Origin of the sequence: Streptomyces sioyaensis, from assembly GCF_004122735.1 — a bacterium.
GTDB classification, from domain to species: domain Bacteria; phylum Actinomycetota; class Actinomycetes; order Streptomycetales; family Streptomycetaceae; genus Streptomyces; species Streptomyces sioyaensis.
The window spans coordinates 20375-47246 of the sequence record NZ_SDIF01000034.1; the positions used below are offsets into that span (position 1 = coordinate 20375).

The 26872-nt window shown below is 71.7% G+C and carries 25 protein-coding genes and 1 other RNA gene; 12 read left to right on the forward strand and 14 right to left on the reverse strand.

Going from position 1 to position 26872, the window contains the following annotated elements; translation table 11 throughout:
* Positions 1 to 61: 61 nt before the first annotated feature.
* The gene (locus EST54_RS14655) at positions 62 to 439 is read right to left on the reverse strand and encodes a hypothetical protein (protein ID WP_129248059.1); all 378 of its coding nucleotides are present in this window, start codon (positions 437 to 439) and stop codon (positions 62 to 64) included.
* A 14-nt stretch (positions 440 to 453) separates the two neighbouring features.
* Positions 454 to 1134 (reverse strand): alpha/beta fold hydrolase, encoded by a 681-nt coding sequence (locus EST54_RS14660; RefSeq protein WP_203525536.1) that lies wholly within the window; start codon positions 1132 to 1134, stop codon positions 454 to 456.
* A 356-nt stretch (positions 1135 to 1490) separates the two neighbouring features.
* Here EST54_RS14660 and EST54_RS14665 point away from each other — a divergent pair, with 356 nt between their 5' ends.
* The 3 genes from EST54_RS14665 to EST54_RS14675 all read left to right on the forward strand — a co-directional run bounded on the left by EST54_RS14665 (position 1491) and on the right by EST54_RS14675 (position 5074).
* Positions 1491 to 2861, forward strand: coding sequence for an MFS transporter (locus EST54_RS14665; protein WP_129248061.1), 1371 nt, complete (start codon positions 1491 to 1493; stop codon positions 2859 to 2861).
* A gap of 144 nt (positions 2862 to 3005) precedes the next feature.
* Entirely contained in the window at positions 3006 to 3692 is a 687-nt protein-coding gene (locus EST54_RS14670) for a response regulator transcription factor (protein WP_129248062.1), read from the forward strand.
* Complete coding sequence (locus EST54_RS14675) at positions 3689 to 5074, forward strand: sensor histidine kinase (RefSeq protein WP_129248063.1); 1386 nt, start codon at positions 3689 to 3691, stop codon at positions 5072 to 5074. The genes EST54_RS14670 and EST54_RS14675 overlap by 4 nt, the downstream gene beginning before the upstream one ends.
* Before the next feature lie 36 nt (positions 5075 to 5110).
* On the opposite strand, the gene EST54_RS14680 is transcribed toward EST54_RS14675, so the two are convergent.
* The 4 genes from EST54_RS14680 to EST54_RS35400 all read right to left on the reverse strand — a co-directional run bounded on the left by EST54_RS14680 (position 5111) and on the right by EST54_RS35400 (position 9701).
* Positions 5111 to 6085 carry a TAXI family TRAP transporter solute-binding subunit gene (locus tag EST54_RS14680; RefSeq protein ID WP_244942521.1) on the reverse strand — a complete coding sequence of 325 codons (975 nt, stop codon included), beginning with the start codon at positions 6083 to 6085 and terminating at the stop codon, positions 5111 to 5113.
* A gap of 157 nt (positions 6086 to 6242) precedes the next feature.
* The gene (locus EST54_RS14685; protein WP_129248064.1) at positions 6243 to 8570 is read right to left on the reverse strand and encodes an ATP-binding protein; all 2328 of its coding nucleotides are present in this window, start codon (positions 8568 to 8570) and stop codon (positions 6243 to 6245) included.
* 257 nt (positions 8571 to 8827) lie between these two features.
* A complete protein-coding gene (locus tag EST54_RS14690; RefSeq protein WP_129248065.1) occupies positions 8828 to 9439 on the reverse strand; it encodes a DUF6879 family protein in 612 nt (203 codons plus the stop codon).
* The gene (locus EST54_RS35400; protein ID WP_129248066.1) at positions 9432 to 9701 is read right to left on the reverse strand and encodes a hypothetical protein; all 270 of its coding nucleotides are present in this window, start codon (positions 9699 to 9701) and stop codon (positions 9432 to 9434) included. The genes EST54_RS14690 and EST54_RS35400 overlap by 8 nt, the downstream gene beginning before the upstream one ends.
* A gap of 268 nt (positions 9702 to 9969) precedes the next feature.
* Between EST54_RS35400 and EST54_RS14700 the strand changes: the two genes are divergently transcribed.
* The 3 genes from EST54_RS14700 (at position 9970) to EST54_RS14710 (ending at position 13441) form a co-directional block, all read left to right on the forward strand.
* Positions 9970 to 10383, forward strand: coding sequence for a hypothetical protein (locus EST54_RS14700; protein ID WP_129248067.1), 414 nt, complete (start codon positions 9970 to 9972; stop codon positions 10381 to 10383).
* A gap of 8 nt (positions 10384 to 10391) precedes the next feature.
* Positions 10392 to 12518, forward strand: coding sequence for a tetratricopeptide repeat protein (locus EST54_RS14705; RefSeq protein ID WP_129248068.1), 2127 nt, complete (start codon positions 10392 to 10394; stop codon positions 12516 to 12518).
* 251 nt (positions 12519 to 12769) lie between these two features.
* Entirely contained in the window at positions 12770 to 13441 is a 672-nt protein-coding gene (locus tag EST54_RS14710) for a rhomboid-like protein (protein WP_239013775.1), read from the forward strand.
* 7 nt (positions 13442 to 13448) lie between these two features.
* On the opposite strand, the gene EST54_RS14715 is transcribed toward EST54_RS14710, so the two are convergent.
* The 3 genes from EST54_RS14715 to EST54_RS14725 all read right to left on the reverse strand — a co-directional run bounded on the left by EST54_RS14715 (position 13449) and on the right by EST54_RS14725 (position 15212).
* On the reverse strand, positions 13449 to 14138 hold the full coding sequence (locus tag EST54_RS14715) for a DUF429 domain-containing protein (protein WP_129248069.1): 690 nt from the start codon (positions 14136 to 14138) through the stop codon (positions 13449 to 13451).
* Position 14139: 1 nt separating this feature from the next.
* Positions 14140 to 14814, reverse strand: a complete 675-nt coding sequence (locus EST54_RS14720) for a protein-L-isoaspartate(D-aspartate) O-methyltransferase (protein ID WP_129248070.1) — start codon at positions 14812 to 14814, stop codon at positions 14140 to 14142.
* 98 nt (positions 14815 to 14912) lie between these two features.
* The gene (locus tag EST54_RS14725; protein WP_129248071.1) at positions 14913 to 15212 is read right to left on the reverse strand and encodes a DUF6506 family protein; all 300 of its coding nucleotides are present in this window, start codon (positions 15210 to 15212) and stop codon (positions 14913 to 14915) included.
* A 739-nt stretch (positions 15213 to 15951) separates the two neighbouring features.
* Here EST54_RS14725 and EST54_RS14730 point away from each other — a divergent pair.
* Positions 15952 to 16245, forward strand: coding sequence for a hypothetical protein (locus EST54_RS14730; RefSeq protein WP_129248072.1), 294 nt, complete (start codon positions 15952 to 15954; stop codon positions 16243 to 16245).
* A gap of 304 nt (positions 16246 to 16549) precedes the next feature.
* Here the strand turns inward: EST54_RS14730 and rnpB are convergent.
* Positions 16550 to 16950, reverse strand: an RNA gene (gene rnpB, locus EST54_RS14735) — RNase P RNA component class A.
* 113 nt (positions 16951 to 17063) lie between these two features.
* On the opposite strand from rnpB, the gene EST54_RS14740 reads away from it, so the two are divergent.
* Both EST54_RS14740 and EST54_RS14745 read left to right on the forward strand, forming a co-directional pair.
* Positions 17064 to 17909 (forward strand): MerR family transcriptional regulator, encoded by an 846-nt coding sequence (locus EST54_RS14740; protein ID WP_129248073.1) that lies wholly within the window; start codon positions 17064 to 17066, stop codon positions 17907 to 17909.
* The gene (locus tag EST54_RS14745) at positions 17906 to 18607 is read left to right on the forward strand and encodes a hypothetical protein (protein ID WP_244942522.1); all 702 of its coding nucleotides are present in this window, start codon (positions 17906 to 17908) and stop codon (positions 18605 to 18607) included. Before EST54_RS14740 ends, EST54_RS14745 begins: the two co-directional genes overlap by 4 nt.
* Here EST54_RS14745 and EST54_RS14750 read toward each other — a convergent pair.
* Positions 18594 to 20105 carry an RNB domain-containing ribonuclease gene (locus EST54_RS14750; RefSeq protein WP_129248074.1) on the reverse strand — a complete coding sequence of 504 codons (1512 nt, stop codon included), beginning with the start codon at positions 20103 to 20105 and terminating at the stop codon, positions 18594 to 18596. The two genes, EST54_RS14745 and EST54_RS14750, sit on opposite strands and share 14 nt — an antisense overlap.
* Before the next feature lie 209 nt (positions 20106 to 20314).
* On the opposite strand from EST54_RS14750, the gene yaaA reads away from it, so the two are divergent.
* Both yaaA and eda read left to right on the forward strand, forming a co-directional pair.
* Positions 20315 to 21112, forward strand: coding sequence for a peroxide stress protein YaaA (gene yaaA / locus EST54_RS14755; RefSeq protein ID WP_129248075.1), 798 nt, complete (start codon positions 20315 to 20317; stop codon positions 21110 to 21112).
* A gap of 179 nt (positions 21113 to 21291) precedes the next feature.
* Entirely contained in the window at positions 21292 to 21948 is a 657-nt protein-coding gene (gene eda, locus EST54_RS14760) for a bifunctional 4-hydroxy-2-oxoglutarate aldolase/2-dehydro-3-deoxy-phosphogluconate aldolase (protein ID WP_129248089.1), read from the forward strand.
* A gap of 55 nt (positions 21949 to 22003) precedes the next feature.
* On the opposite strand, the gene EST54_RS14765 is transcribed toward eda, so the two are convergent.
* From EST54_RS14765 to EST54_RS14775, 3 genes are read right to left on the reverse strand one after another with little or no spacing between them, the layout of a single operon-like run.
* On the reverse strand, positions 22004 to 23185 hold the full coding sequence (locus EST54_RS14765; RefSeq protein WP_129248076.1) for a bifunctional RNase H/acid phosphatase: 1182 nt from the start codon (positions 23183 to 23185) through the stop codon (positions 22004 to 22006).
* 3 nt (positions 23186 to 23188) lie between these two features.
* Positions 23189 to 23932 (reverse strand): zinc ribbon domain-containing protein, encoded by a 744-nt coding sequence (locus EST54_RS14770; RefSeq protein ID WP_203525539.1) that lies wholly within the window; start codon positions 23930 to 23932, stop codon positions 23189 to 23191.
* Positions 23929 to 24804 carry a Nif3-like dinuclear metal center hexameric protein gene (locus tag EST54_RS14775; protein ID WP_174857440.1) on the reverse strand — a complete coding sequence of 292 codons (876 nt, stop codon included), beginning with the start codon at positions 24802 to 24804 and terminating at the stop codon, positions 23929 to 23931. Before EST54_RS14775 ends, EST54_RS14770 begins: the two co-directional genes overlap by 4 nt.
* Before the next feature lie 244 nt (positions 24805 to 25048).
* Here EST54_RS14775 and EST54_RS36160 point away from each other — a divergent pair, with 244 nt between their 5' ends.
* Entirely contained in the window at positions 25049 to 26776 is a 1728-nt protein-coding gene (locus EST54_RS36160) for a hypothetical protein (protein WP_129248077.1), read from the forward strand.
* Positions 26777 to 26872 lie beyond the last annotated feature (96 nt).

Sequence of the window (26872 nt, forward strand, 5' to 3'; positions counted from 1 at the left end):
CGCGCGCCCGGATCGCGGCTTCCGGTGGCACGGCCACCGCGATCCGGGCGCGCGGGACGGTTCAACCGGCTCGGCGCAGACCGGCAACCTGCAAGGAGCCGAAGACCACCACCGCCACGCCGATGAAGCCGACGTAGCCGATCCCCAGCGTGGTGATCTCGAACCACCCGGCCGTCAGCAGCGCCACACACCCCACCGCCCAGACGGCGTTGAGCACCACGGCGCCGACCGCGACCCAGCGGATGACCGTCTGCCGGGTGGCGGCGTACCACAGCGCGGCGGCATAGACAGCCAGGAATGCCCCCTGTCCCCAGTGCAGCCATGCCGGGAGACCCAGCATCCCGTCCAGGCTCCGCGCGCCCAGGAGACTGAGCACCGCCACGAGGCCGGACACCACCCCGTCCGTTTTCAGGGCGAAGCGCAACAAGAACTCGTTCATGACCGGCACCGCTCTCAGCAACCGGCCGTCGCGGCCGAAGCAATCACGTCGGCGACCCGCTCCGGCTGGGAGAGCAGCACCGCGTGGCTCGCCGGCACGGAGGTGACGGACGCCCCCATGCGCTCGGCCATCCACTCCTGCGCGGCGGGCAACAGCGCCTTGTCGTTCTCGGCGACCAGGTACCAGGACGGGATCGTGAGCCAGGCCGGTTCGCCGGACGGGGTGGCGAAGCATGCCGGGGCGGCCGGCTTCTGCACGCTGGCCAGCACGGCGGCGCGGGCGGACGGGAGGTCCGCGGCGAACACCTGCCGGTACCGGTCGGGGTCGATCCACAACCGGCCCTGCTCGTCCTGCTGGACCGCTTCGCCGACGGCCGACGGGAAGCGGGCCAGGATGTCATTGCCCCGCTCCCCCTGCTGAGGAGCGAAGGCCGCTATGTACACCAGGGCCGACACGTTCGGCGCGCCCTGCGCCGCGTTGGTGATGACGGCGCCCCCGTAGGACCAGCCCGCCAGCACGACCGGTCCCGGCAGCCGGTCCACCACCTGCCGGGTGTACGCCACGTCCTCCTCCACCGAGGTCAGCGGCAGCTGTACGGCATGCACCCGGTGCCCGGCGGCGTGCAGGAGCGGGATCACCTCGCTCCAGCTCGACCCGTCGGCCCACAGCCCGTGTACCACCACAATGTCAGTCACAACCATCAACCCTCGTGCTCGGATCGGTGCCCGACCCGCTGTGCGTGCCGGTCGGTGAAGCTTTCCGGGATCAAGGCTGTCGGAGCGGAGACCGCCAGGGATCACGGAATCCCCGTGAGATTTCGATGCGGACTCCGGGCCCTCGGAAACGCCCGGCAGCCGCGTCAGGCCCAGGGCAACGGATCAGGGCACGAATCAGGGCAATGGATCAGGGCAATGGACGGGGCCGAGGGAAAGCCCCTTTCTTAGCGGCACGTTAGATCTGACGGCCGGACCTTGTCCGGGTACGACGGCACCCGCATCCTCTGAGCACCTCATCGCCTCTCCCACCAGGGGACTTCTCGTCTGGAGCCGTCATGTCACCGTCCGCCGCCCTGCCCAGGAAGCCATCCGGCGACGAGCGCGCGAAGCGCCGCCTCGCCCTGATCGGCGGGTCGCTCGGCAACCTCGTCGAGTGGTACGACTGGTTCGTCTACGCCACCTTCGCGATCTACTTCGCGGACTCGTTCTTCCCCGGCGAAAACCCGACCACCCAGCTGATGAACACGGCAGGGATCTTCGCCGTCGGGTTCCTGATGCGCCCGGTCGGCGGCTGGGTCCTCGGCCGGGCCGCGGACCGGCACGGGCGGAAGAGCGCGCTCACCCTCACCGTCGCCATGATGTCGGTGGCCGCCCTGCTGATCTCCGTCGCCCCGACCTACGGGCAGGCCGGCTACGTCGGCGCGCTCGTACTCCTGCTGGCGCGCCTGCTGCAAGGGATGAGCATCGGCGGTGAGTACGCGGCGAGCGCCACCTATCTGACCGAGGCGTCGGCCCGCGGCCGCCGGGGGCTGGGCTCGTCGATGCAGTACGTGTCGATGACCTGCGGCCAACTGCTCGGCCTGGGCATCCTCATCACCCTGCAGCAGACGCTGAGCGCCCCCCAACTGTCGAGCTGGGGCTGGCGGATTCCGTTCGTCCTCGGGGCGCTCTTCGCGGTGGTGGTGTTCTGGCTGCGGCGCCGCCTGGAGGAGACCGAGGCGTTCACCGAGCAGTCCGCCGGCCGCGGCCGCGACGACACCCGCGGCACCCTGAAGGCCCTGTGGCAGCACCGCCGCCAGGCGGGCCTGGTCATGGCGCTCACCCTCGGCGGCACGGTGGCCTATTACACGTACACCACGTATCTGACCAAGTACCTGATCGGCAGCGCGGGCATGGCGAAGACCACCGCCACCCTGGTGAGCTTCACCTCGCTGACCGTCTTCGCCGTGCTGCAGCCCTTCGCCGGGGCGCTGTCGGACCGGATCGGCCGCCGCCCGCTGCTGATCACGTTCGCGGTCGGCTGCACCGTCGGCACCTATCCGATCATGACCGCCCTGCGGTCGGCGTCGTCGTACTGGTCGGCGCTCGGACTGTCGCTGCTGGCTCTGGTGATCGTCACCGGGTACACCTCGATCAACGCGGCGGTGAAGGCGGAGCTGTTCCCCACCCGGGTGCGCGCCCTGGGTGTGGCGCTGCCCTACGGGATCGCCAACGCGCTCTTCGGCGGTACGGCGGAGTATGTGGCGCTGTGGTTCAAGGACGCGGGCCACGAGACGATGTTCTTCTGGTACGTGTCCGGGTGCGCGCTGATCTCCCTGGTCACCTACGTCCTGATGCCGGACACCCGGGACGCCGCGCTCAGCCGTGCCGAGGCCGACGCGGCCCCCGAGGCCGGGAGCCTGCCCCCGGTGACGGCGGCCGGCTGATCCGCCGCGGCTACGGGCACCGCGGTCCCGCGCCGCAGCCCGCAGTGGCCGTAGCCGCGGCCCCCACCTGGGCAGGCCTCTTCCCCAGGAGCCGTCGATGGGGTATCCAGAAGGCGCTGTCCAGGTGACAGGGGAAATATCCGCATGCATGCGCTTCTGGTCGAGGACGACGACCGTATGGCCCTCGCCCTCGGCACCGCCCTCGCCCAGCGCGGGCACACCGTCCGCAGGGTCGGCCGCGCCTCGGACGCCCTGCAGCATGCGCGCGAGGCCCAGTTCGTCCTGCTGGATCTCGGCCTGCCGGACCTGGACGGGCTGGAGCTGTTGCGGCGGCTGCGCACCGTGTGCGAAGCGCCCCTCATCGTGGTCACCGCCCGCTGCGAGGAGCGCGACATCGTGCAGGGCCTGCGCGCGGGCGCCGACGACTACGTGGTCAAGCCCTTCCGGATGACCGAGCTGATGGCCCGCATCGACGCCGTACGCCGCCGGACGGGCGCCCCGTCCGGCGACGGGCCCACCGGCGGCCGGGTGCGCACCGGTGACGTCGAGATCGATCCGGCGGGCCGCACCGTCACGGTGTCGGGGCAGCACATCCGGCTGACCCGGCGGGAGTTCGACGTGCTCGCCTTCCTGGCCGCGCGGCCCGGCGAGGTGCACTCCCGTGAGGAGATCCTGGACCGGATCTGGGGCGACGCGTTTCTGGCCGCCTCCCGCTCCCTGGACGTCCATGTGGCCGGTATCCGCGCCAAGACGGCCAGGCCCGGCCTGGTCCGTACGGTCCGAGGGTTCGGCTACCAGCTCGGGGCCACCGGCCAGGAGGACGGCCGATGAGGCGCAGACTTCTGGCCGTACTGATCGTGCTGATCGGCGCCGCGGTGCTCCTGCTGTCGATTCCGCTGGCCGACTCCTCCGCCCGGGGACGCACCGAGCATCTGCTGCTCCAGCGGCGGTCCGAAGCGGTACGGTTCGCCGACCTCGCCGACCGGGTGCGGACCGCGGCCGACCGGTCCGAGCTGTCCACCGAGATCGGCCGGTACGCGGAGCTGTACCGGGCCGCTGTGCTGGTCGTGGACACGACGGGACGCACCGTGGCGCAGGCCGGGGCGGGCGCCGCGTCGGCGGCCGCGGCCACGGCGGTCGAGGCGAAAACCCAGGCCCTGACCGGCCGTTCCACCGCGACGCTGCCGACGATCCGGCCCTGGGGCCCGTCCACCGTGGTGCTGGCCGAGCCGGTGGGGCGGGACGAGCGGGTGAGCGGGGCGGTGCTGCTGGCCGCCCCCACCGCCGCCGCGCGCCGGGACGTGACCGTCCGCTGGTCGCTCCTCGCGGCCGGCGCCCTCGCCGCGTTCACCTCGGCCGTCCTGGTCGCGGCGGGGCTCACCCGGTGGCTGATGCGTCCGGTGCGTGACCTGGACCGGGCGGTGGAGGGGCTGGCGGCCGGCAGTCTCCAAGCGCGGGCCGTCTCCGATACCGGACCACCGGAACTGCGCCGTCTGCGGCAGCACTTCAACACCATGGCGGAGGCGGTGGGCACCTCCCTGCACCGCCAGCGCGCCTTCGTCGCCGACGCCTCCCACCAGCTGCGCAACCCGCTGGCGACCCTGGTGCTCCAGTTGGAGAACGTGGAGCCGCACCTCGGCCCGGGGCCGGGCCGAGCGGAGCACTCCCGCGCGCTCGACGAGGCGGAACGCCTGGGGGAACTGCTCGACGGTCTGCTCGCGCTCGCCCGGGTGGAGTCCGGCACCGCCGAACTGACCGACCAGGACGCGGCGGCGGCCGTCCATGAGCGGGTGGCGGCCTGGGAACCCGTCTTCCGCGCGAACGGCCTGGAGCTGACCGCCGACGTACGCGACGACCTGCGGGTACGGGCGCTGCCCGACGCGGTGGGCCGTGTCCTGGACGCCCTGCTCGACAACGCCGCCAAGTTCGTACCGTCCGGCGGCCGCGTCGACGTACACGCCGCGGCTCGGGGCGGGAACGTCGTCGTACGCGTCGCCGACAACGGCCCCGGGGTGTCCGAGGACCAGGTGGACGCACTGCTGCGGCGCTTCGTCCGCGGCGCCCAGCACCAGAACGTGCCCGGCAGCGGGCTGGGCCTGGCCATCGCCGACGAGATCGCCCAGATCAGCGGCGGCCGCCTTACCGCCGGCCACAACACGCCACGGGGCCTGGCCATGGAACTGCTGCTGCCGGCCTTCCGGACGGACCGATGACCGCCGCGTTCCGGCCGCCGGACGCTGCCGGGCGGGTCAGCCGTACACGGACCGGTAGTACGCGACCGCGCCCGGGTGGAGCGGCACCCGGCCCGTGGAGATGGCGAAGCGGGGTTCCAGCCGCGCCCCCGCCGTCACGTCCCGCAGCAGGTCGCGCCACCGGTCGAAGACCACGTGGAGCAGCTCGCGCACCGCGGGTTCCGGTACGTCGGCCCGTGCCGTCAAGTAGTTGCCGACCCCGATGGTGCCCACCGGTTCCCGCAGCCCGTACGCCCCGGCCGGCAGCGTGACCGCCGTGTAGACCGAGCCGTAGCGCTCCCGCAGCGCGCTCACGAAGCCGTCCAGCGGCAGGAACCGCAACGGCAGGGTCCGGGCGAGCGCCGACAGCGCGGGCGTCGGCACGCCTCCGGACCACAGCAGCGCATCGACCGTGCCCGCGCGCAGCGCCGCCACCGACTCGGCGAGGCCGAGCTGCCGCTCCCGCACCGCTCTGTCACCGGTCAGGCCCGCCGCCTGCAGCAACCGCCCTGCTATCACGTGCACTCCCGAAGCTGCCGCGCCGGTGGCGACCGGCCGCCGGGCGAGCGCATCGACCGATCGCACCGGTCCGTGCGCCGGAACGACGAGGTGGGTGTAGTTCACATAGACCCGGGCCAAGGCCCGCAGCGGAACCGGATGGGAGAACTCCGCCCGGCCGAGCAGCGCGTCCTGGGCCGCATCCGCCATCGCCAGCGCCAGCTCCACCGACCCTCCGTCGAGCCGGCGGAGGTTGTCCACACTCGCCGACGTGGCCACCGGAACGACGTCCAACCGGTGACCGCTCCGGGCGACGGCCTCGGCCAGCGCCCGGCCGAAGGCGTGGTACGGACCGCCCTGCGGCCCCGTAGCGAACCGCAGCCGGCGCACCGGCACGGACTCCGTGGCACATCCGGCCAGGGCCGCCGCCGCGACCCCGGCGAGCCCCAGCCCCAGCAGATCCCGGCGCCCGACAGGCGCATTTGCGCTGGTCACGGGCGGAGTGTAACCGCAGACCAGACGCCGCGGCCATCGTCTGGAGGCCACCCCGCCGGTGCAGGGCCGGGTCCGGCACCGTCGCACCCCAGGACGGCGTCGGGTCACGGGCAGGCGGGGGCACTGACGCCAGTCAGGGCATTGCTGCTGCCGGCGGTCAGACGGCGTGGTCCCCGATCTGGTCCCCGGTGTCGTTCCTGGCGGCCCAGGCGGCGATCTGGGCGCGGGAGGTGAAGCCGAGCTTGGTCAGGATGTGCTCGACGTGGCCTTCGGCGGTGCGCCGGGAGATCGTCAGCTTGGCGGCGATCTCCTTGTTGGTCCTGCCCTCGGCGACCAGCTCGGCGACCTGGCGTTCGCGGCGGGTCAGCTGCACCGGCGCCTCCTGCGGGGCCGGCGGCGGGCCGGGAGTGCCGGACTCTTCCCACGCGTAGGCGACGGACTGCTCCAGGGTGAGCTGCTTCCCGGCCCGGACGGCCGCCGCGAACGCGGCGTCGCCCAGCTCGGCGCGCAGTGCGGACGTGCACTGCTCGTGGCCGGCCTGCAGATGACCGAGCCCGGTGAGCGCGGACCCGGCGACCTCCCACGTCGCCTCGGCAGCGCCCACCAGCGTGGCAGCCCGTTCACCGAGCCCCGCGGCGGCCGCACACCAGCCCAGGACCTCCAGGCACTGGGCCACACCCCATTGGTCGTAGGAGAGCGGCTTGTCCCGCAGCGCGTGCCGGATCAGCGTGCCGGCCCGCCGGTGGCGGCCGCAGCGGAAGTGGTCCAGTCCCAGGACCCAGAGCGCGTGGGTCCGCGACCACTGCGCACCGTGGGCCTCACACAGCGCCAGGCACCGCTCGGCGTGCACGGTCGCGGCGGGGTCGTCGAGATTGACGCAGGCGGTGGCGAGCATGAAGGACGTGACGGCCGCGTTCCCCGCGTCGTCGGCGGCCTGGTGACGCGCGAGTGCGTCCTCCAGCAGCGATACGGCCCGGGGGAAGTCGCCCTGGAACAGCGCCACGAGGCCGTCCAGCGTCACCGTCGCCCGGCTCAGGTCCGGGTCGTCCCCCAGGGCGGGCAGGAGTGCCCGGCAGTGTTCCACCCGCGCCTGCGCCGCGTCGATGTCGCCTTGCAGTACGGCCAGCAGCCCGTCGACGAAGAGCGCTTTGACCCGGACGGGGCTCGGCTCCTCGTCCCGGGCGAGGGCGCGGCCGAGCCACTGCCGGCCCTCGTTGAAGGAGCCGAAGCCGAGCCGGTGGATCCACATCGAGGCCGCCAGACCCAGCGCCGTATCTGCCGCTCCGGGCTCGTCCGCACAGAACTCCAGCGCCGACCGGAAGTTGTGATGCTCCATACGAAGCCGCGTGAACCAGCCCATCTGGTCAGGGCCGAACCACTCGGCTTCTGCTTGTTCGGCCACCGTCCGGTAGTAGTCACGGTGCCGCTCCCGCAGCGCGTGTTCCTCACCCGACGCGGCCAGCTGCTCCCTCCCGTACTGGCGCAGCGTGTCCAGCAGCCAGTACCGCATCCGCGACCCGCGCTCCTCGCAGGCCAGCACCGACTTGTCCACCAGGCCGACCAGCACGCCGAGTACCTGGCCGCGCTCAATACCCGTCCCGGAACAGACCTGATCGACGGCGTCCAGATCGAAACCGCCGGAGAACACCGACAGCCGCGACCACAGCAGGCGTTCCTGGCTCGTACACAGGTCGTGGCTCCAGTCGATCGCCGCCCGCAGGGTCCGCTGCCGCGGCAGCGCCGCCCGGGACCCCGCCGTGAGCATCCTGAACCGGTCGTCGAGCCGGCTCAGGATCTCCTCCGCCGACAGCGCGCGCAGCTGCGCCGCCGCCAGCTCGATCGCCAGTGGAACCCCGTCCAGCCGTCGGCAGATCTCGTCCACCACCGCGGCTTTGCTCACGGTGAGCTCGAAATCCGGGCGCACCGCGGCCGCCCGGTCGGCGAACAGCGCCACCGCCTCGCACAGTTCGGGGGGCGCCCCGTCCCCGGACAGCACCATCGGCGGCACCGGGAACACACACTCCCCGCCCACCCCCAGCATTTGCCGGCTCGTCGTCAGCACCTGCACGTCCGGGGCCGCGCGCAGCACGGTGCCGACCAGCGCCGCGCAGTCGTCCAGTACGTGTTCGCAGTTGTCCAGCACCAACAGCAGCCGCTGATCGGCCACATGATCCACCAGCGTGGCCAACGGGTCACGGATCGCTTCGTTGCCGAGCCGGAGCCGCGCCGCCACGGTCTGGGCCAGTTGCTCCCCGTCCTCCAGCGCGGCCAGCTCCACCAGCCACACCCCGCCGGGGAAGGACCGCCGCACCTCGGCGGCGACCCGCAAGGCCAACCGCGTCTTCCCGATCCCACCCGGACCGGTCAAGGTCACCAGCCGCCCCCGCGACATCAGCGCCCTGGCCTGGGACATCTCCCGCCGTCGCCCGATGAACCGGGTCACCTCGGCCGGCAACACCCCCGCCTCCCAGACACGACCGCCCATACCCGCACGCTAGACGGCCCCCAGGGGGCGGGCAACTGCCCCTGGCAGCACCAGCTCGCCGAGGGACAGTCGCCGGCTGCGCCCGCAGGGGACGATCTCGGAACAGGCTCTGCCCTCAGCCCCCCAGCGGTCGGATCGGACGTCACCGCACATCCAACCGCCGCAACCACCACCCCGGACGAGCCATCCGGTCGGAGCACGTGCAAGCGGCGGTGCTCACGTCCTCGCTCAAGCGGATCCCCACCTCGGGGGAACACTCATCGAACGACCATCGGAGGGTCGAGTGGCGCAATTTCCCGATCGAAGAACTCGGTGAAATCTTCCCCTCGACGGTAAAGCACATCGAAGCCTGCGGAAGTTTCTTCAATCACTCCTTGATCCGCGATCCGATTTGCCCCCGCCGCGTTCCCGTCGTCGTCGTAAACCACCTCGTACATGACCTCATCGCCAAGGATCACAACTTCTGGCACAAGGCGATCGACTTCGATATCTGAGATTTTGCGGGCATCCATCACTCGGATATTGTCACCCAATTCCACCCGCAGCCGAAGCACGAACAGTTCCCACTGCACGTACGGAGTGACAGGGAACTGCACTACGCGAAGCCGACGCTCCAGAATGCCGAGCTCAGCAGCCTTCTGGAACTGGCCGGCGTAGATTTCACGTTTCTCCTCAATCAAGGAGAGCGCCCTGTTCCACTCGCCGACGGCGAAGGCTTCCCAGCTAGGGAAACCTCGCTCCTTGAAATTCTGCCCACGCTCAAGCTTCTTCAAGAAGCGAATACCGCTCTCATAATGGCGGCGAAAGTCCTCGTGGTAGCTCGGCCGATCCAAATGCTCTGAGATGGTTCGCTGGAACGACTCAAACACTTGGGATATCCGGCTTCGCCGCGACCATCATGCTCCTCGGGATGACCACGAGTCGTTCGTCGTCGCCGACCGACACCCCCGGTGGTAGACATTTCCCGAGCGAGTTCGTCAGATCCCTGCCGATGATGGCGACATCTCCATTCTCTAGCTCCCAGATGTCGGGACAGTCGGGATTATCTGTTGTATGCCCTAACTCCTGCGGGGATTTCCCTAGCCGCCTTTTGAACTGCGTTGTAGGGTCAGCTTCCCACGGCCTGGCCACACAACCACCCCTCTCCTGCGGACGTTCCAGAGCGTTTTGAGGTTAGCGTCCGAAGCTCGACGCAGCTAGAGCAAACACTGGACTACACAGGAAAAACGGACACATGGCATATGCCATGGGAATATCCTATCGAGGCTCGCTTGCTCGTTCAGTTCGGCGGTGCAACGATGCTGACCTTGAGCGGCCGCGAGGCCCTCACGGCCTCGATAGTCGAATTTGTGGACTTATAGCAGGAATCTGGAGCAGTAGCGATTCAACTGGGGGAGCTATGGATCCGGAATTAACATCGTTCACGCAGACCGCTGGAACCACCTTGGTCACTCTGATGGCAACGGAGGCCTGGCAGCACACCCGCGACGGATTAACGCGACTGTGGCAGCGTCTGCAGCCTGACAGAGCTCACATTGTTTCCGATGAATTGGACGCAAGTCGCGAAGAAGTGCTGCGCGCCCGCTCAGCAGCCGACCAAGAGATGCTGAGTGAATTGTGCTTGCAGTGGCAGGGGTATCTCCGCCGGCTGTTGCTCGCCCAGCCAGAGGCCGTCGAGGACCTTCGCAGGTTGCTTGACGACGTCGATCCGGAAGCCACTGCGCACGCTGCACGGATCACTCAGCACGGAACTGCATCCGGGCGAGCACGGGTCTATCAAGCTGGCCGAGACATGCACATCGACGAACGATGAGAGGTGCGATGGACGGCCATGCCGAAGACGGCGGCCGCGTCTACCAATCGTCGCGTGACCAACACATCAGCGAGTACCACTATCACGGCAGCGATGACCCTGCCCTGGCCGGCCCGGACTCGGTTCGACGCCCGTCAGTGGGCCGAGCACCCGTGGTTTTGCGCGACCGCGCCGAAGTGCTCAAGCGCCTACGGGCGAGTGTCGCGGAAGGAAAAGGCGGTCAGGCCTTCGTTCTTCACGGCATGGGAGGCTGCGGCAAGACTGCTGTCGCTCACGCCTTGTTTCAATCCGCTACGGAGGCCAGCGGCCGTGTCGGCCTGTGGGTGAACGCCTCCGACCGTGCGAGCCTGCGCTCCGGCATGCTCGCCGTTGCCGCGGACCGTGGTGCCACAGATGGCGAGCTGCTGGCTGCTCGCAACGGCCTGCGTCCTGGAGCCGACCTCGTGTGGGAACACCTCGACCGATCCGCTGAGCCGTGGCTGCTGGTACTGGACAACGCAGATGATCCCGAGATTTTGAGGGACGGCAGCTGGCTGCGTACCAGCCCTGGCGGCATCGTGGTGGTCACGACACGGCGTGCAACTGCTCGTTGGTGGCCAGGAGCGGAGTTGCAGCACATTGGGGTACTGCCGCGGGAAGACGCTGCACGAGTGCTGTGCGACCTGGCCCCGCAGAGCGGCACGTTGAAGCAGGCTTCGGTGATCGCAGACAGACTCGGCCGACTGCCGCTCGCGCTGACGCTGGCCGGTGGCTTCCTGTCCCACCAAGTGCTCGACCCCTGGACGATGGACGCCTACAGCCGACACCTCGAGCAAGGAGAGCGTGTCGAGCTCATCGACCAAGGAGCTGACCTCTTGTCAGATGTAGATCCACGTCACCTGGTAGGGCGTACTTGGCAACTCACGCTCGACGCATTCGAAGCCCGCGGCCTGCCCGAGGCAGTGACACTGCTTCGCTTGCTCGCCCGTTTCGCTCCGGAGCCACTGCCACTGGCCCTGCTGAATCGTCCTGAAATCAGTGGCGTACTCCCTCGGGCTCGCACTGAAACCGCACTGAGAGCGTTGCTCGACCAATCGCTTACTGAACTGGTTAACGTTGGCGTGCGGTGCGTTCAAAGCCACGGTGTACTGCTCGACAGCGTAGCTTCCGCCACGCCATCGGATTCGCTGAGCACTCTCAACTCGACAGCTTGCCGGCTGTTGGACGCCGCGATTCCTGAACTTCCTGATGCCGGCCCGGAAGACCCGCATCTACGGCTGCTCAGCCCCCATCTCATCGCCTTGTTGCAGCGTGGTGCGACTTCCTCAACACTGGCCGATTTGGTGGGTATCGCGACCCGCTTGGCCACTGCCCTGCACCGTACTGGGGACTACCTGTCCGCCTGGGAGACCGCCCATAGTGCGGTGGCGCTTTCGGAGCACATCCTCGGTTCGGAGCATCGCTTGGTTTTGGCCGCGCATTCCAGGGCTGGTCGAGCACTGTTCCGGCTGGGAAAGTATGCGGAGGCCGAGCCGCTACTGCGCCAGGTCCGAAGCAATCAGGAGCGGCTGTTCGGAGCCTGCGACCCGGACACTCTGGACAGTGGCCACGGTCTTCAACTAGTGCTTGGAAACCGTGGCAAGCAGGCGGAAGCCCTGTCTCTGCTCCGCGCCACGATTGCGGGCCGGCAATCGTCACTCGGGCCTGCACATCCATTGACGCTGCGATCCCGGGCCAGCCTGCTGACGATGCTGTCGGCGGCCGAACTCGAAATGGAAGACAACTCTGCATTACTTTCCCTGCCGTCGGAATGTGAGCGGCACCTCGGCCCGGACCACACGGTCACACTGGGAGCAAGACATAACCATGCATGGGCACTTTACGTACTCAGGCGCTTCGACGAGGCCGATGAAGAGATCCGACTGGTCGCAGACACGTATGAACGTCGCTTTGGGTCCGATTACCCCATCGCACTTTCGGCGCAACAGCTCTATGCTCGAATTCAGCATAAACTTGGACACTTCGAGGCGGCAGTAAGTCTCATGAACGACGTCACGGAAAGGCGGACGAATAGCCTCGGCGCTGACCATCCTTTTACAACTGCCAGCAGGAAGGTGCTGGCTGAGCTCAAGGAAGATCGGCGAAATGCGCCCTGATGCGACTCCCCGGTGGGCCGCGGTGCGCAAGAGAAGGTACGGCAGGGCAGGCCACCGCGGCGCCCGACGCCCCTGAGCAGGACGTGTGCCCTGGTCAGGAGCGTAATGGCGGACGAGTCGGGCGGTACGCCGGGGACCGGCGGCCGCGGTCCGGGCAGGCGACGGCGCGATGCCGTGCGCTGCGGATAGAGCCAGACGGCAGTCCTAGAGGCTTATATGGAGCCGATGTCGGGTTGGCTATCGTGTCGGGAATGAAATGGTTGCGACGCTTGCCCGCTACGGCGGTGTATGTGGCCTTGCTGCTGGCCACCGCTGGGTGGATGGTCTCGCAGCCGTTGCGGGAACAGGCCCGCTTCATCCGGCACAACAGCAGCAATGTGCACCATCTTGAAGTCGGCAAGTGGTGGACGCTCTTCACCAGTGGGCTGGTGGTGGACGGCGTCCCCGTCCTGCTGGGGATAGCTGCCGTGGCCGGCGTGCTCGGGCTGGCGGAGTGGCGGTGGGGGACGCTGCGCGGGTTCGGGGTCTTCCTCTTCGGGCACATCGTGGCAACGCTCCTCACCGAGGGCGCCATGTGGCTGATGAAGCTGGTCCACCTGCCAGGCGTCCTGTCCAGAGCCCGCGACGTCGGGATCAGTTACGGGCTCGTGGCCACGGCCTCCTGTCTACTGGCCCTCGGCGGACGGCGAGCTCGCCACTACGGGTTGCCCGCCCTTGCCGGGCTGCTCACCGTTGCGTGGATCATCAACCAGGAACTCGCCGACGCGGGTCACCTCGTAGCCCTGTGCCTGGGCGTACTCGGGGCCCACACCACCTGGCTGCGCTCCGCCGCGCAGGGCCGCTCTCAGCAGCAGCGCCCGAGCGCGCCGGCGACCGCCGAGGCTCTCATGGCGCCCACCCGGGCCGCAGCAAGCGGTAAGTGAGCGCAGATCAGTACCAGATGGCCACCGGGCACCCGCCCGCAGTGCGCTCGGGCGGATCCGGGAGGGGGCGCGCACGGCCGCGGGCAATCCGGTCGGCCGTCCACGCGGCAGCGGCCGCGTCCAGCACGTCGTCCGGCGGGGTACGCCCCGCGTCCCCCAGGTCGTCCGGGAGGACGATGCCGGCGTCGGCGAGGAGCGAGCGCCGAGCCATCTGCCCTGCCCAGCTCTTCTTGCGGGGCAGCAGCGCTGTCCCGCCCGCCAGGGCCCGGAACGAAACCTCGGGGTGCACTTCGAAGAGCCGGTCACCCCCGGGCTCCGTCAAGCAGGCGTTCGCCTCACGGAGTTTGCGTGCCAGCCCCCAGGTCTGGCGGCTCAGCCCGGTCCCGGTGAGTTCGCGGCACCGGCGCCGCGCGTCGTCGTACTCCTCCTCCTGCCACACCGCGCGCGGTGGCACCCGGAACACGCTGCCCCGCCGCGGTCCCAGCAGGGCCGCCGCCTCCGTGTCCGCCCGCCGCCACCCGGCGTCGAGGAGCCCCAGCGGCATGTCCACGGCCACGACCGCGACGCTGCCGGCCGCGGCTCCGGCCAGGAGGGTGAGCAGGGTGGTGACGGCCCGTGCCTCCGCGAAGCGGCCGTCGTGGAGCCCGACCGCCAGCCATCCGGCCGGACACGCGTCGACGCCGAGAACGGTCACCATGTCAGCCGGCGTCCTCGAACGGGGCCGTCGGAGGATAGCCGTACGCACCGTAAAGGCGGACGAAATAAGCGAGTGCGACGGTCCGGCGGCGCACGAGGCCCGGCTCCGATTTCTCGTACAGCTCGACCCGCTCCTGGCCGCCCGGCCCGATCGGCTGCACCAGACGGCCGCCCGCCCGCAGCTGTGCGGCCAGCGGCGGCGGCACCTCCGGGAAGGCGGCGGAGATCACGATCGCGTCGAACGGAGCCCGGTCGGCCACGCCCAGGGTGCCGTCGCCGACGACGATCTCGGCGTTCTCGACGCCCTGGCCGGCGAGGTTGGCCCGGGCCTGCCCGGCCATGTCCGCCCACCGCTCGACGCCGACGACGTACGCCGCAAGGCGCGCCAGCAGCGCCGTCTGGAAGCCGTGGCCGCTGCCGATCTCCAGGACGCGCTCGTCCCCCGTGAGGCCGAGCGCGGCAACCATCATCGCCACGAGGGAGGGCTGCGTCGTCACCTGGCCATGACCGATCGGAACCGGCGCGTCCGTGTACGCCGACGCGCGGTGCGACGCCGGGACGAAGGCCGAACGCGGGGTCGCCTGGAGGGCACGCAGGAGGCGCTCGTCCGTCACGCCGGAGGCGCGGGCGGCCCGGACCAGATCCTCGGGGCCCGGTTCGCGGCGGGGACGGGACATCCTGACCGCCTCCCTTCCCGACCATCGTCGGTCACGAACCGTTCCAGCACTACCCCGCCCTCACGGAACGCCAGGTCACAGCCATCATCTGCGGGCAGTCAGGAGAAGATCGCGTGCACCTGATCGACCGCTTCGGGCCCGTAGCCAACCGTACCCACGGGGACCGCACCGTCGATCGCCTCGATGACGCGACCGGCCCACACCGGCCCGAACCCCCCGCAGAGTTCGATCAGTTGCACGCCCTCGCCCACCAGACGGCGCGCGGCCTCGATCCCCTCTTCAGGCTTCTCCACCCCCACAAGGACGGTGCGGCACGTACCCGTGTCCACGACACTGACATCGCCGCCTGCGGCACTGCCGGCTGCCGTGTAGATGAATCCCCAGTGCGTGAGCGCCATGCGGGTGCACCTCCGGTGATCGTCGAAGCCACCAGCCAAGCAGAACCGGGACGGGGGCGTCCCGGTTCGGAGGTGAGGCGCGAGTGATCCGCGCCTCACTCCGCGATCCCGGCACCCACCGGAGCAGCAACTCGCGATGGCTGCGACGGCCGTCCGGTCATCGCGCCCTCGGCGACGATGACGACACCGGCTGACGAGTCGGCCGGTACGCCGGGGACTACTCGTGCTTTCGCCAGAAGGATCAGCAGGCGTCGTTCGGCGAGCTTCCGAACGGCAACCACCAAGACACTCAAGAAGGAATTGGCTTTTGCCCGCGCCCGGGTCGCGCTTCCGTGCGCCCATGGCGGAACGTCCTGCGCTCGGTGGCATGGCCGCCCAGCGGAGAAACGGACAACTATGCAGGCATTGTGGTGGGCCACGGACGCGCAGCCGGTACGCAGGCTCTGGTGGACGGCGGCGTTGGTCGGCACTGGCCTGGTCCAGGTGGCCGTCGTCGCGTTCGTCGACGGCAAAAGCGCGGTCGAGAGATGGAAGCCCGCACTGGGGGTTGTGGTCTCCGTGCTGGGGCTGCTCTCCACGCTGACGCAGAGCGAGACCCGAACCGGGGAGGGTGGTGGCGCGGACTGGCTGAAAGCCCGGGCGGACGCCCTGGCGCGGGGCGGTGGAGGACATGTGGGCGGCCGAGGCGCGGCTGCGCAGACTGCAGGATCCCGAACCACTGCCCGTTCGATGGCGCCCTGTGGACATGCCGCTGGCCGATCACGACGAGAACGTGTGGCGGCGCTCCGAGGCACATGCTGCCTTTAGCCTGCGGGGTGACCGCCTCGCTGTGCTGACCCGGGGCGCGGCAGCCACCATCGCAGGGTCTGCCGTCAGCGCCCTGCTGCTGATGACCACGCCGGACCGGTACGGGATGCACGGCATGTCACTCCAAATGGCGCTCGTCATGGGCCCGCTGGCACTGAGCCTGAGCGCGTACGGACGGCTGGCCGTCGCGAGGATCTGGCTCGGCGCCACCGGTCGGCTGCCGTAGCGGCTGATGGCTTTTCTCAACGAGGCCCACACACGGGGCGTGCTACGCCAGTCCGGCGCACGCTACGAGTTCCGGCACCTCCGGCTTCAGGAGTGTCTTGCGCCAACGCCCGAACCAGACGGGGCGTACGCAGCACCCAGTACCGCAGCTACCTCATAGACGGGTGCCTCGCCAAGACGGCCAGAGCTTCAGACCTGTCCGAGCAACCGGACGACATCGCGAGTTCCGCAGGTACGGGAAGGAAGCCCGACGGGGCACCCGACGGCCCTGGCCAGGGAATTTGCCCTGCTCAGGGGTGTAATGGCGGACGAGTCGGCCTGTACGCCGGGTTCTGTCACCCCCGGTCCTTGCGGGCCGGGGGGAGACGGCCATCCATCTAGGGCTGTCGTTGCCGGCAGCCTCGTGCGGTCTACCCGCGGACTCGGGCGGGCAGCCCTCGGTCGTCCGCGCAGAGGCATCAGCCGATGCCTCCTCTTGACCTTGCTCCGGGTGGGGTTTACCTAGCCCTCCGAGTCACCTCGGAGGCTGGTGGTCTCTTACACCACCGTTTCACCCTTACCCGCGCCTTGCGGCACGGGCGGTTTGTTTTCTGTGGCACTGTCCCGCGGGTCACCCCGGGTGGGTGTTACCCACCACCCTGCCCTGTGGAGCCCGGACGTTCCTCGGGGGGATCGTCGATCCCCACGCGGCCGTCCGGCCGGCTCGTCCGCCGTGGCGACCATGGTACCCGCAGGCAGCGGCGCCGCGGCCCGCGCCCACGGGCGGGCCCGCCCGGCCGCCCTTGACCTTGTCGCGGCGGCAACGTTTCTACTGAGCGCATGAGAATCGGGGAACTCGCCGCGCTGGTCGGCGTCAGCACCCGCGCGGTGCGCCACTACCACCACCTCGGGCTGCTGCCCGAGCCTTCCCGCCGGGCCAACGGCTACCGGGAGTACGGGCTGGAGGATGCCGTCGCGCTCGCGCGGCTGCGGCGGCTGGCGGAGCTGGGGCTCGCGCTGGACGAGGTGCGTGACGTCCTGGCGGACGACTCCGGGCGGGAGCTGGCCGAGGTGCTGGCCGAGCTGGACGCGGACCTGGCCCGGCAGGAGGAGGAGATCCGGTCCCGGCGGGTGCGGCTGGCCGCCCTGCGGCGGCAGGCGGAGGAGCACGGCGGGCTGCCCGCCGAGGGGCCCGTCTCGGACGAACTGGCCGCGGTCTTCGGGGAGATGGCCCGTGCCTCGGCGGCCCGGCCCGGCCCGGAACCCGCCATGGCGGCGAAGGAACGGGAGGTGCTGGCGCTGCTCGACTCGACGGTGGAGGAAGCGGAGCGCCGGCGGATGGCGGAGCTGCTGGGGGAGATGGCGGCGGAGCCGGGGGCGATGGAGCGGATGTACGAGGTGTACGGGCTGCTCGATGCGCTGGCGGAGGCCGCGCCGGACGATCCGCGGGTGGCGCGGGCCGCTCAGGCACTCGCCGACTGCGTTCCGGACGCGGTGGCCGCGGAGCTCGGCGCGACGGGCAGCGGGGAGGCGGGCGGGCCGGGCGCGTCCGGCTTCATGACGGAGGAGGGCGGCTTCATGGCGGCGGAGAGCGGCTTCATGGCGGCGTACCACGCGCAGTTCGCGCCCGCGCAGGCCGCGGCCGTACGCGAGGCGGTCCGGCTGGTCACGGAGCGTGCGCGGTGAGCCGGGGCGGTGCGCTGCGGCGGCTGGCCGCCCACGAGGGGCGGTGGCTGGTGAGTCTGGTGTGGTGGGTGGCGCGGCGGCGGATCGGGGTGGCGCCCGGCGAGCGCGCCCTGGGCTATGCGGCGGCCCAGGCGGCGCTCCTCTACGGGCTGGCGTTCGTGTGTGTGGTGGAGACGGTGGGGCTGAGCGCGCTGTTCGCCGGCAGACCGGTGGTGCATGGGGTGCTCCTGGTGCTCGATGTCTACACCGTGCTGATGGTGCTGGGCCTTCAGGCCTCCGCGGTCACCCGGCCGCATGTGCTGGGGGCGGACGTCCTGTGGCTGCGCGACGGTGCCCGGCGGGAGCTGCGGATACCGGTCGGGCGGATCGCCTCGGTCCGGTACGACCTGCGGTTCAGCAGGGAGGAGGGCCGGGCCGGCGACGGGGCGGCCGCGGGGGCCCCGGCCGGGGTGGCGGAGTTCGCCGTGGGCGGGCAGACCTCGGTCAGCGTCGAGCTGGTCGAACCGGTCGTGGTGGTGGGGCTGTTGGGGCAACGGGCGACCGTGGGCACGGTGCGGTTCCATGCGGATGATCCCCGGGCAGCGGTGCGGGCCGTACGGGAGGCCGTGGCGGGGGCGGGTGACGGCTCCCGCGGGGACGCGACGGGAGCCCGCGGGGACATGACGGGAGCCGGCGGGGCGAGGGTCACGCGGCCGTGAAGCGGACCGGTTGGTGGCCCGGTTCGGCCTCGGCGAGACGGACCGGGATACGGCTCCCGAGCGGCAGTGCGGGGCCTTCCGGGGCGGCTTCGACGGGGCCGATGACGGCCGGGTCGACGAGGTGGACGGTGCCATGGGTGGGGTCCGTCTCCTGGATCTCCACGACCAGGCCCTCGAAGACCTCCCCGATCCGGTCGCGCAGCAGGGCCGCCTCGACGAGGTCGACACAGGCCCGCTCGACCTGGTTGGCACGCTGGCTGCCCAGCTCCATCTCCCGGGGCAGCGCGGCCAGCGCCCCGCGGACCCAGGAGGGCGGCTCGGCGCCGGCCGAGGCGGCCAGGCACAGCTCGGAGGTGTAGCGGTCGACGAGCCGCCGCAGCGGCGCGGTGGCGTGCGCGTACGGGGCGGCGACCGCGGCGTGCAGGGCCTCGGACGCCGGGGGTGCGGTGCCGTCGAAGGCGGTGTAGCCGGCGCCGCGCAGCAGTGCGGTGCACTCCTGGAGGAACGCGGCGTGGGCGGGGCGGCGCGGGTCGAGGGCGCGGATCAGCGCCGCGTACGAGGTGTGGTGCGGCCAGTCGACGCCGAGCGCGCGGGCGGTCAGCCGCAGCCGGGCCACCGAGCCGTCAGGGGCGATGGGCAGCGTACGGAGGATGCCGGTGCCGGAGGCCAGCATCAGCTCGGCCGCGGCCATGCCGGTGAGCAGGGATATCTGCGCGTTCCAGCCGTAGGCCGGGAGCGGGGCGCGGTATTCGAGGCGGTAGCAGCCCTCCTCCTCGACGATCTCCTGCTCGGGGACGTTCAGGGAGATCGCGCCCCGGGCGACCTCCAGTTCCTCGCGCAGCAGCCCGATCTCGCGGAGCAGGGCGAGCGGCTCCTCGGCCGTACCGTCGTCGAGGATCCGCTGGACACCGGCGTAGTCGAGCTTGGCGCGGGAGCGGACCAGCGCGCGGCGGACCCGGACGTCGGCCAGGGCGCCGTCCGCGTCGAGGTCGAGCTGCCACAGGACGGCCGGGCGGTCCCGGTCTGGCAGCAGGCTGGCGGCGCCCTCGCTCAGCGCGTGCGGATACAGCGGGACCCGCTCGTCGGGGAAGTAGAGGGTGGTCACCCGGTGGTGCGCCTCGGCGTCCAGGGCCCCGCCGGGCGTCACGAACGAGGCGACATCGGCGATGGCGTAGTGGACGCGGTAGCCGCCCCCGGTCTTCGCCCCGGGGGACCCCCGGCCGGGGCGGCGGGAGAGGAACATCGCCTGGTCGAGATCGAGGGAGCCGGGCGGGTCGAGCGTGAAGAGCGGGAGGTCGGTGGCGTCCTCCAGGGTGTGCTCGGTCGCCACCGCGCCGTCGGCGGCCGGGATCCGCGGGGCGCGGGCCGCGCTCTCCGCCTCGGCCTGTGCCGTGGGCGGGAAGTGGTCCGGGATCTCCAGCCGTCCGCGCAGCTCCTGCAGCGCCACCCGCAGCGGGGCATCGGCTGCGTCGGTCACATGCATATGGAGACGGGGCATGAAACCGAGCGTATGGCGGGTGGCCGCTCCCGGCGCGGCGTGCGGTGCGGCACCGGTTCCCGGCAGGCGGTGCGGCACCGGTCCCCCAGCCGGCGGTGGCGCGCCGGTCCCCCGGCGGGCGCGCGGGTTCCGTACCGGTCCGCCGCAGGCCATACGCTTTCCCGGGGCGGGCCGCACCCCCGCCCGTACCGCCGCGAAGGAGAAACACCGTGCTCGTGCTGTTGCCGCCGTCCGAAGGGAAGGCCGCGGGAGGCAAGGGGGCGCCGCTGGACACCGGGGCGCTGTCGCTGCCGGGGCTGACCGCGGCGCGCGAGGAGGTGCTCGGGGAGCTCATCGAGCTGTGTGCCGCGGACGAGACCAAGGCCCAGGAGGTGCTCGGGCTCAGCGAGGGCCTCAAGGGCGAGATCGCCAAGAACGCGGGGCTGCGGACGGCGCCGGCCCGGCCGGCCGGGGAGATCTACACCGGGGTGCTCTACGACGCGCTCGACCTGGCGTCCCTGGACGCGGCGGCGCGCCGGCGGGCCGAGCGCTCGCTGCTGGTGTTCTCGGGGCTGTGGGGCGCCGTGGGGGTCGGCGACCGGATTCCGTCCTACCGCTGCTCGATGGGGGTGAAGCTGCCGGGCCTGGGCGCGCTGGGCGCGTACTGGCGGGCGCCGATGGCCGAGGTGCTGCCCGCGGCCGCCGGGGACGGGCTGGTGCTCGATCTGCGGTCGGCGGCGTATGCGACGGCATGGAAGCCCAAGGGCGAGCTGGCCGGGCGTACCGCGACGGTGCGGGTGCTGCAGTCCAAGATCGTGGCCGGCGTGGAGAAGCGGACGGTGGTCAGCCACTTCAACAAGGCGACCAAGGGGCGGCTGGTGCGGGATCTGCTGTCGTCGGGGCGTGCGCCGGACGGCCCGGCCGAGCTGGTGGAGGCGCTGCGGGAGCTGGGCCATGCGGTGGAGGCACAGGCTCCGGCGACGGGCGGCAAGGCCTGGGCCGTCGATGTGATCGTGACGGAGCTGTAGGCGGGAGCGGGAGTCGCCGGTACGGCCCGGAGGGGTCACGGGAGCCGGTACGGCCAGGGGGGAGTCGATACGGCCCGGAGGGCACCCGACGACTGACGGTACGGCCCGGAGGGCACCCGACGACTGGCGGTTGCAGCATGTGCAACGCTCGTTGCGGAGGGTGGGCGGGCCTGCGCACCATGGGCGGCGTGACCACCAGCAACGTCGCCTCCCCCGGCCCCTCGTCGGTGCTCGGGCTCGCGCCCGTCCTCCCCGTCGTGGTGGTCCATGACGTCGCGGACGCCGTGCCGCTCGCCCGGGCGCTCGTCGCGGGCGGACTGCCCGCGATCGAGGTGACGCTGCGGACGTCCGCCGCGCTCGACGCGCTCCGCGCCATCGCCGACGAGGTCCCGGACGCGGTGCCGGGCGCGGGCACCGTGCTGTCCCCCGCGCAGGCCGGGGTGGCCCGTGCGGCCGGCGCCCGGTTCCTGGTGAGCCCCGGGTGCACGCCCCGGCTACTGGGGGCGATGACGGACTCGGGGGTGCCGTTCCTGCCGGGCGTCTCGACGGCCTCGGAGGTGGTGACCCTGCTGGAGGAGGGCATCACCGAGATGAAGTTCTTCCCGGCCGAGGCGGCGGGCGGCACCGCCTATCTGACCTCGCTGGCCGCGCCGCTGCCGCAGGCTCGCTTCTGCCCGACCGGCGGGATCGGCCCGGCGTCGGCACCGGCCTATCTGGCCCTGCCGAACGTCGGCTGCGTCGGCGGCTCCTGGATGCTGCCGGCCCGGGCGACGGCCGCCAAGGACTGGGGCCGGGTGCGCCAACTCGCCCGGGACGCGGCGGCGTTGGCGGTCTGACGGCCGCGGCGCAGGGCCCGCCCGATGGCTCAGGCCCTGCCCGATGACTCAAGGCCTACCGCAGATGTGCCGTCTCGTTCAGCAGCCGCACCGAGGCATTGCCGTCGGAGTAGTAGGCGACGGCGGAGAGGGAGGCCGCGGAGAGCTCCATCCGGAACAGCGCCTCCGGCGGGGCGCCCAGCGCCAGCCGGACCAGCGTCTTGACCGGCGTGACATGGGTGACCAGCAGGACGGTGCGGCCCGCGTACCGGGCCAGGAGCTTGTCGCGGGCGGCGGCGACCCGGCGGGCGACCGCGGCGAAGGACTCGCCGCCTCCGGTGGGCTCCGCCTTCGCGGAGGCGAGCCACGCGTCGAGGTCCTCGGGGTAGCGCTCGCGCACCTCGGCGAAGGTCAGCCCCTCCCACGCCCCGAAGTCCGTTTCCCGCAGGCCCTCCTCGATCCGGACCTCCAGCCCGAGCCGGGCCGCGACCGCCTCGGCGGTCTCCCGGCAGCGCCGCAGCGGTGAACTGACGACGGCCTGGATCGTGCCGCGGGCGGCGAGCGCGGCAGCGGTCGCCTCGGCCTGGCGGCGGCCGGCGGCGGAGAGTTCGGGGTCGGTGCCGCCGCTGCCGGAGAAGCGCTTCTCCGGCGTGAGCGCGGTCTCGCCGTGCCGCAGCAGGACGAAGGTGGCGGGCGGGCCGAGGTCGGGGCCCCAGCCGGCCGACGGTGCCTCGGCCGCCTCGTCGGCCGCCTCCGCGGAGGCGTCGGCGGCCCGAGCCGCGGCGCTGCGGGCCGGCGCCGCGGTGTCCAGCGCCGCCCGGGAGTCGCGCGGCTCCCACTGCTTGCCCGATTTCCCGGCGTCCATCGCCTCGTTGGCGAGCCGGTCCGCGTGCTTGTTCTGCGCGCGGGGGATCCACTCGTACGACACCCGGTCGGCCGGGAAGACCGACCGGGCCTCGGACGCCAGCGGCTTCATGTCCGGGTGCTTGATCTTCCAGCGCCCCGACATCTGCTCGACGACGAGCTTGGAGTCCATCCGCACCCGGATGCGGGCCTCGGGATCCAGGGCGTGCGCCGCCCGCAGGCCGGCCACCAGGCCCTTGTACTCGGCGACGTTGTTGGTCGCCGTACCGAGGAACTCGGCGGCCTCGGCGAGGGTTTCGCCCGTCTCCGGGTCGAGGACCACCGCGCCGTAGCCGGCCGGCCCCGGGTTGCCCCGGGAGCCGCCGTCCGCTTCGACGATCAGGGTGCGGGCCATGGCCTACAGGCCCGAGTCGGGCGTACGGACCAGGATGCGGCTGCAGTTCTCGCAGCGCAGGACGGTGTCGGCGGCGGCCGCGCGGACATCGTTGACCTCGGTGATGTTCAGCTCCAGGCGGCAGCCCTCGCAGCGGCGCTGGTAGAGGCGGGCCGCGCCGACGCCGCCCTCCTTGGCACGGATCTTGTCGTAGAGCTTGAGGAGATCGGCCGGGATGTCGGCGACGGTCAGCTCGCGCTCCTTGGCGACCGTCGCACGCTCCGCCTCGATCTCGGCGTTCGCGGCGTCGCGGCGCGCGGTGGCGTCGTCGACCTTGGCCTGGATGGCCTCGACCCGGGAGGTGAGCTCGGTGACCCGCTCCTGGGCGGACTCCCGGCGCTCCATCACCTCCAGGACGATGTCTTCCAGGTCGCCCTGGCGCTTGGCCAGCGAGGCGAGTTCGCGCTGGAGGTTCTCCAGGTCCTTGGGAGAGGTGACGGCGCCGGAGTCCAGCCGCTTCTGGTCGCGGGCGGCGCGCTGGCGCACCTGGTCCACGTCCTGTTCGGCCTTGGTCTGCTCGCGGCTGGTGTCACTCTCCTCGGTCTGTGCGGCGACGAGGAGGTCGCGCTGCTGGATGAGGTCGGCCTCCAGAGTCTGCAGCTCGGCCAACTCGGGGAGGTTGTGGCCCCGGTGGGCGAGCTGGGTGAGCCGGACATCCAGGGCCTGGACGTCGAGAAGGCGGATCTGGTCGGCGGGCGCGGCGTTCAGCGTGGGGCTCCTGTGGTGTGCGTCGGGGCGAAGAGAGGGGTGGACGCCGCGTGGGCGGTCCAGGGGTCGGTGACCGTACGGGAAACATGCGTGCGCAGTCCCCAGTCGTGCCGGTCGGAGACCGCGTCGAGCTGGGCCGCGGCCTGCTCGCACCACGGCCACTCGGTGGCCCAGTGGGCGGCGTCGAGCAGCGCCGGCGGGCGGTCTCCGGTGGTCTGGACGGCCTCGGAGGCCGGGTGGTGGCGCAGGTCGGCAGTGAGGAAGGCATCCACACCGGCCGCGCGTACGGCGCCGAAGAGGCTGTCCCCGGAGCCGCCGGAGACGGCGAGGGTCCGGATCTCGCGGTCCGGGTCGCCGGCCGCCCGGATGCCCTGCGCGGTGGCGGGCAGCCGGCCGGCCGCGTACGACGCGAGGTCGGTCAGCGTCATCGGATGCGGCAGCTCGCAGATCCGGCCCAGGCCGCGGCGGCCCGCCGGATCGTCCGGATCCGGCACCAGCGGGCCGAGGATGCGCAGATCCAGGGCGCCGGCCAGGGCGTCGGAGACACCGGGGTCGGCGGTGTCGGCGTTGGTGTGCGCGACGTGCAGGGCGATGTCGTGCTTGATCAGGGTGTGCACGATCTTGCCCTTGAAGGTCGAGGCCGCGACCGTCGTCGTACCGCGCAGATACAGCGGATGGTGGGTGACGAGGAGGTCGGCGCCGAGCCGCACCGCCTCGTCGGCGACCTCCTGGACCGGGTCGACGGCGAACAGCACACGGCGGACCTCGCTGCCGGGATCACCGCAGACCGTGCCGACGGCGTCCCACCCTTCGGCCCGCTCGGGGGGCCAGAGGGCGTCGAGCGCGGAGAGGACTTCAGACAGTACGGGCACGGGTGGAAGGTTACCTCCCAGCTGTGACACCGCGCGGGCCGTCTCGCACGGGGCCCCGTGGCCACGGTAGGGCCCGGCGTACCGGGGCCCGCCACCCCGCGGCCGGCGGGCCGATGCACAGCCGCTCCGTCTGGGACCGGCGAACCGGACAACTGCCATCCTTATGCGTGAAGTGCGGCAACTCGCCCTGTTCGGCCGGACGTGCGAAACCTACCTTCGGTTGCCGACTGGAGGTGACCGCCCGATGACGATCTGTGCCACCGAGGACGCCACGGCGCCCGCGCGCCCGCAGCGCGCGACCCTGACGATCGCCGCCGACGGCTCGTACGCCGCCCGGCTCGCCCGTCACGACGACGCGGCCGGCAGCTGGTTCCCGGAGCGCTGGACGCTGAGCGGCCCCGAGCCGTACGCCGTGCCGCTGCAGGGCACCCAGCCCGAGGAGCCGGACAGCGCCCTGCTGCCGCTGGCGGACGGACGGGTGCTCATCGCGCGCCGGGTCGCCGACCGCTTCGCCGTCTCGCTGCTCTACCCGGCGGGCCCCGGAACCGGCGAACTCCTGCTGGGCGCGGTGCAGGCGCCCGAGCTGACCCTGCTGCCGCCCGCGCCGGACGGGACCCGCGGCTACGCCCTGGCGCCCGGGGCGCAGCACACCACGCTGTGGCTGCTGCACGGCGGCGCGGGCGGGCCCGAGCCGGTCGCCGAGATCCCGGGGCGCTGCTCGGGCGGCGTCTGGCTGGACCGCGCCGGCCGGCTGCTGGCACTGGACCGTCAATGGGCGGGCCGGACGAAGGCGATCACGGTCGACCTGGAACGGGGCGGCGAGACCGGCCCGCTGCTACAGATCACCGAGGACAGCAACGACCGTCTGCTGCTTGCCGATCCGGACAGCGGACTGCTGCTGGTCCGGTCGGACGCGCCGGGCCAGGACCGGCTCGGCTGGGGCGTACTGGGCAGCCGGCTGCCGGTGCGCTTCCCGGAGTGCCTGCATCCCGTCGGCGCGACGGTCACCCCGTTCGCGGTGCAGCCACGGCAGATGCTGGCACCGGAGAGCTGCGCGGTGGCCTTCCGGCTGGACGGCGCGCACGGCACCTGGCTGGGCGTCTGGCGCCCCTCGGTACGCCAGCTGCGCCAATTCCCGGCGCCCCAGGGGTGGCTGACGGGGGCCGGGTTGTGGACGGCGGCCGGCGCACTCCTGCTGCCGTACGCGACGGCGGCGGAGCCGTGCGGGGTGGCGCGGGTGGCTTCGCCGGCGGGGGCGGTGGGGGCTGAGGGGCCAGGTCGGGCGGTCGTGCCTGAGCGGCCGGTTCGGGCGGCCCGGCTTGTGGGGCCTGGCCGGATGGTGGCGCCTGAGCGGGCGGTTGGGGCCGTGGAGCCCCCGCGGGTGGTGGTGCCGCAGCAGCCGGTTCGGGCGGTGGAGTCCCCGCAGCAGGTCCGGGCGATGGAACCGCCACAACAGGCTTGGGCGGTGGAGCCCGCACGGGCGATGGCGCCACCGGTGGAGCAGGTGCGACTGGTGCGACCGGTGCGAACGGCAGGACAAATGCGGCCGATGGAGCCGGTGCGGCCGGCCCCGCCAAGAAGCCCGTGGAAACTGGTCGGCCCCCTGAGACCGGTGCAGGGCCCGCCTTCCGGGGTGCCTTGCGTGATGCCCGCCGAGGCCCCGTCCGGAGCGGACGCAGGAGCAGAGGCAGAAGCGGATGCCGGGACGGGGGCCGGGACGGGGGCCGGGACGGGCACGGCATTGGGCACCGTAGCGGTCGCCGCATCGGGCACCGTGGCGGTCGCCGCATCGGGCACCGCGTCAGGCACCGGAAATGGCGGGGGGATTGTCCCGGATACGGAGGAAACCGACAACCGCTCCACATCATCTGCACAACCCCGCGCCGTGGCCGGGGAACCGCAGCGGAGCGCCGCACATCCCCCTTTGTGCAGGCCAGTTCCCTTGCAACAAGCACCTCAGGCGGCACGGTAGACCCGGTGGAGCGCCATTTCCCGCCCCGTTAGAATTTCGGGCGGGGGCAGCGCAGCCGGTTGACCGGCCACCGGCCGTGCCGTTTCGGGGTCAGCC

What these genes read in the sequence shown, in the direction of transcription:
- EST54_RS14700 (WP_129248067.1), top strand. Translation starts at nt 9,970, where the DNA reads ATGGATCCGGAATTAACATCGTTCACGCAGACCGCTGGAACCACCTTG.
- EST54_RS14725 (WP_129248071.1), bottom strand. Translation starts at nt 15,212, where the DNA reads ATGGCGCTCACGCACTGGGGATTCATCTACACGGCAGCCGGCAGTGCC.
- EST54_RS14750 (WP_129248074.1), bottom strand. Translation starts at nt 20,105, where the DNA reads ATGCCCCGTCTCCATATGCATGTGACCGACGCAGCCGATGCCCCGCTG.
- EST54_RS14710 (WP_239013775.1), top strand. Translation starts at nt 12,770, where the DNA reads ATGAAATGGTTGCGACGCTTGCCCGCTACGGCGGTGTATGTGGCCTTG.
- EST54_RS14670 (WP_129248062.1), top strand. Translation starts at nt 3,006, where the DNA reads ATGCATGCGCTTCTGGTCGAGGACGACGACCGTATGGCCCTCGCCCTC.
- eda (WP_129248089.1), top strand. Translation starts at nt 21,292, where the DNA reads ATGGGCGGCGTGACCACCAGCAACGTCGCCTCCCCCGGCCCCTCGTCG.
- EST54_RS14740 (WP_129248073.1), top strand. Translation starts at nt 17,064, where the DNA reads ATGAGAATCGGGGAACTCGCCGCGCTGGTCGGCGTCAGCACCCGCGCG.
- EST54_RS14765 (WP_129248076.1), bottom strand. Translation starts at nt 23,185, where the DNA reads ATGGCCCGCACCCTGATCGTCGAAGCGGACGGCGGCTCCCGGGGCAAC.
- EST54_RS14665 (WP_129248061.1), top strand. Translation starts at nt 1,491, where the DNA reads ATGTCACCGTCCGCCGCCCTGCCCAGGAAGCCATCCGGCGACGAGCGC.
- EST54_RS14655 (WP_129248059.1), bottom strand. Translation starts at nt 439, where the DNA reads ATGAACGAGTTCTTGTTGCGCTTCGCCCTGAAAACGGACGGGGTGGTG.
- EST54_RS14675 (WP_129248063.1), top strand. Translation starts at nt 3,689, where the DNA reads ATGAGGCGCAGACTTCTGGCCGTACTGATCGTGCTGATCGGCGCCGCG.
- EST54_RS14720 (WP_129248070.1), bottom strand. Translation starts at nt 14,814, where the DNA reads ATGTCCCGTCCCCGCCGCGAACCGGGCCCCGAGGATCTGGTCCGGGCC.
- EST54_RS14685 (WP_129248064.1), bottom strand. Translation starts at nt 8,570, where the DNA reads ATGGGCGGTCGTGTCTGGGAGGCGGGGGTGTTGCCGGCCGAGGTGACC.
- EST54_RS14715 (WP_129248069.1), bottom strand. Translation starts at nt 14,138, where the DNA reads ATGGTGACCGTTCTCGGCGTCGACGCGTGTCCGGCCGGATGGCTGGCG.
- EST54_RS14705 (WP_129248068.1), top strand. Translation starts at nt 10,392, where the DNA reads ATGGACGGCCATGCCGAAGACGGCGGCCGCGTCTACCAATCGTCGCGT.
- EST54_RS36160 (WP_129248077.1), top strand. Translation starts at nt 25,049, where the DNA reads ATGACGATCTGTGCCACCGAGGACGCCACGGCGCCCGCGCGCCCGCAG.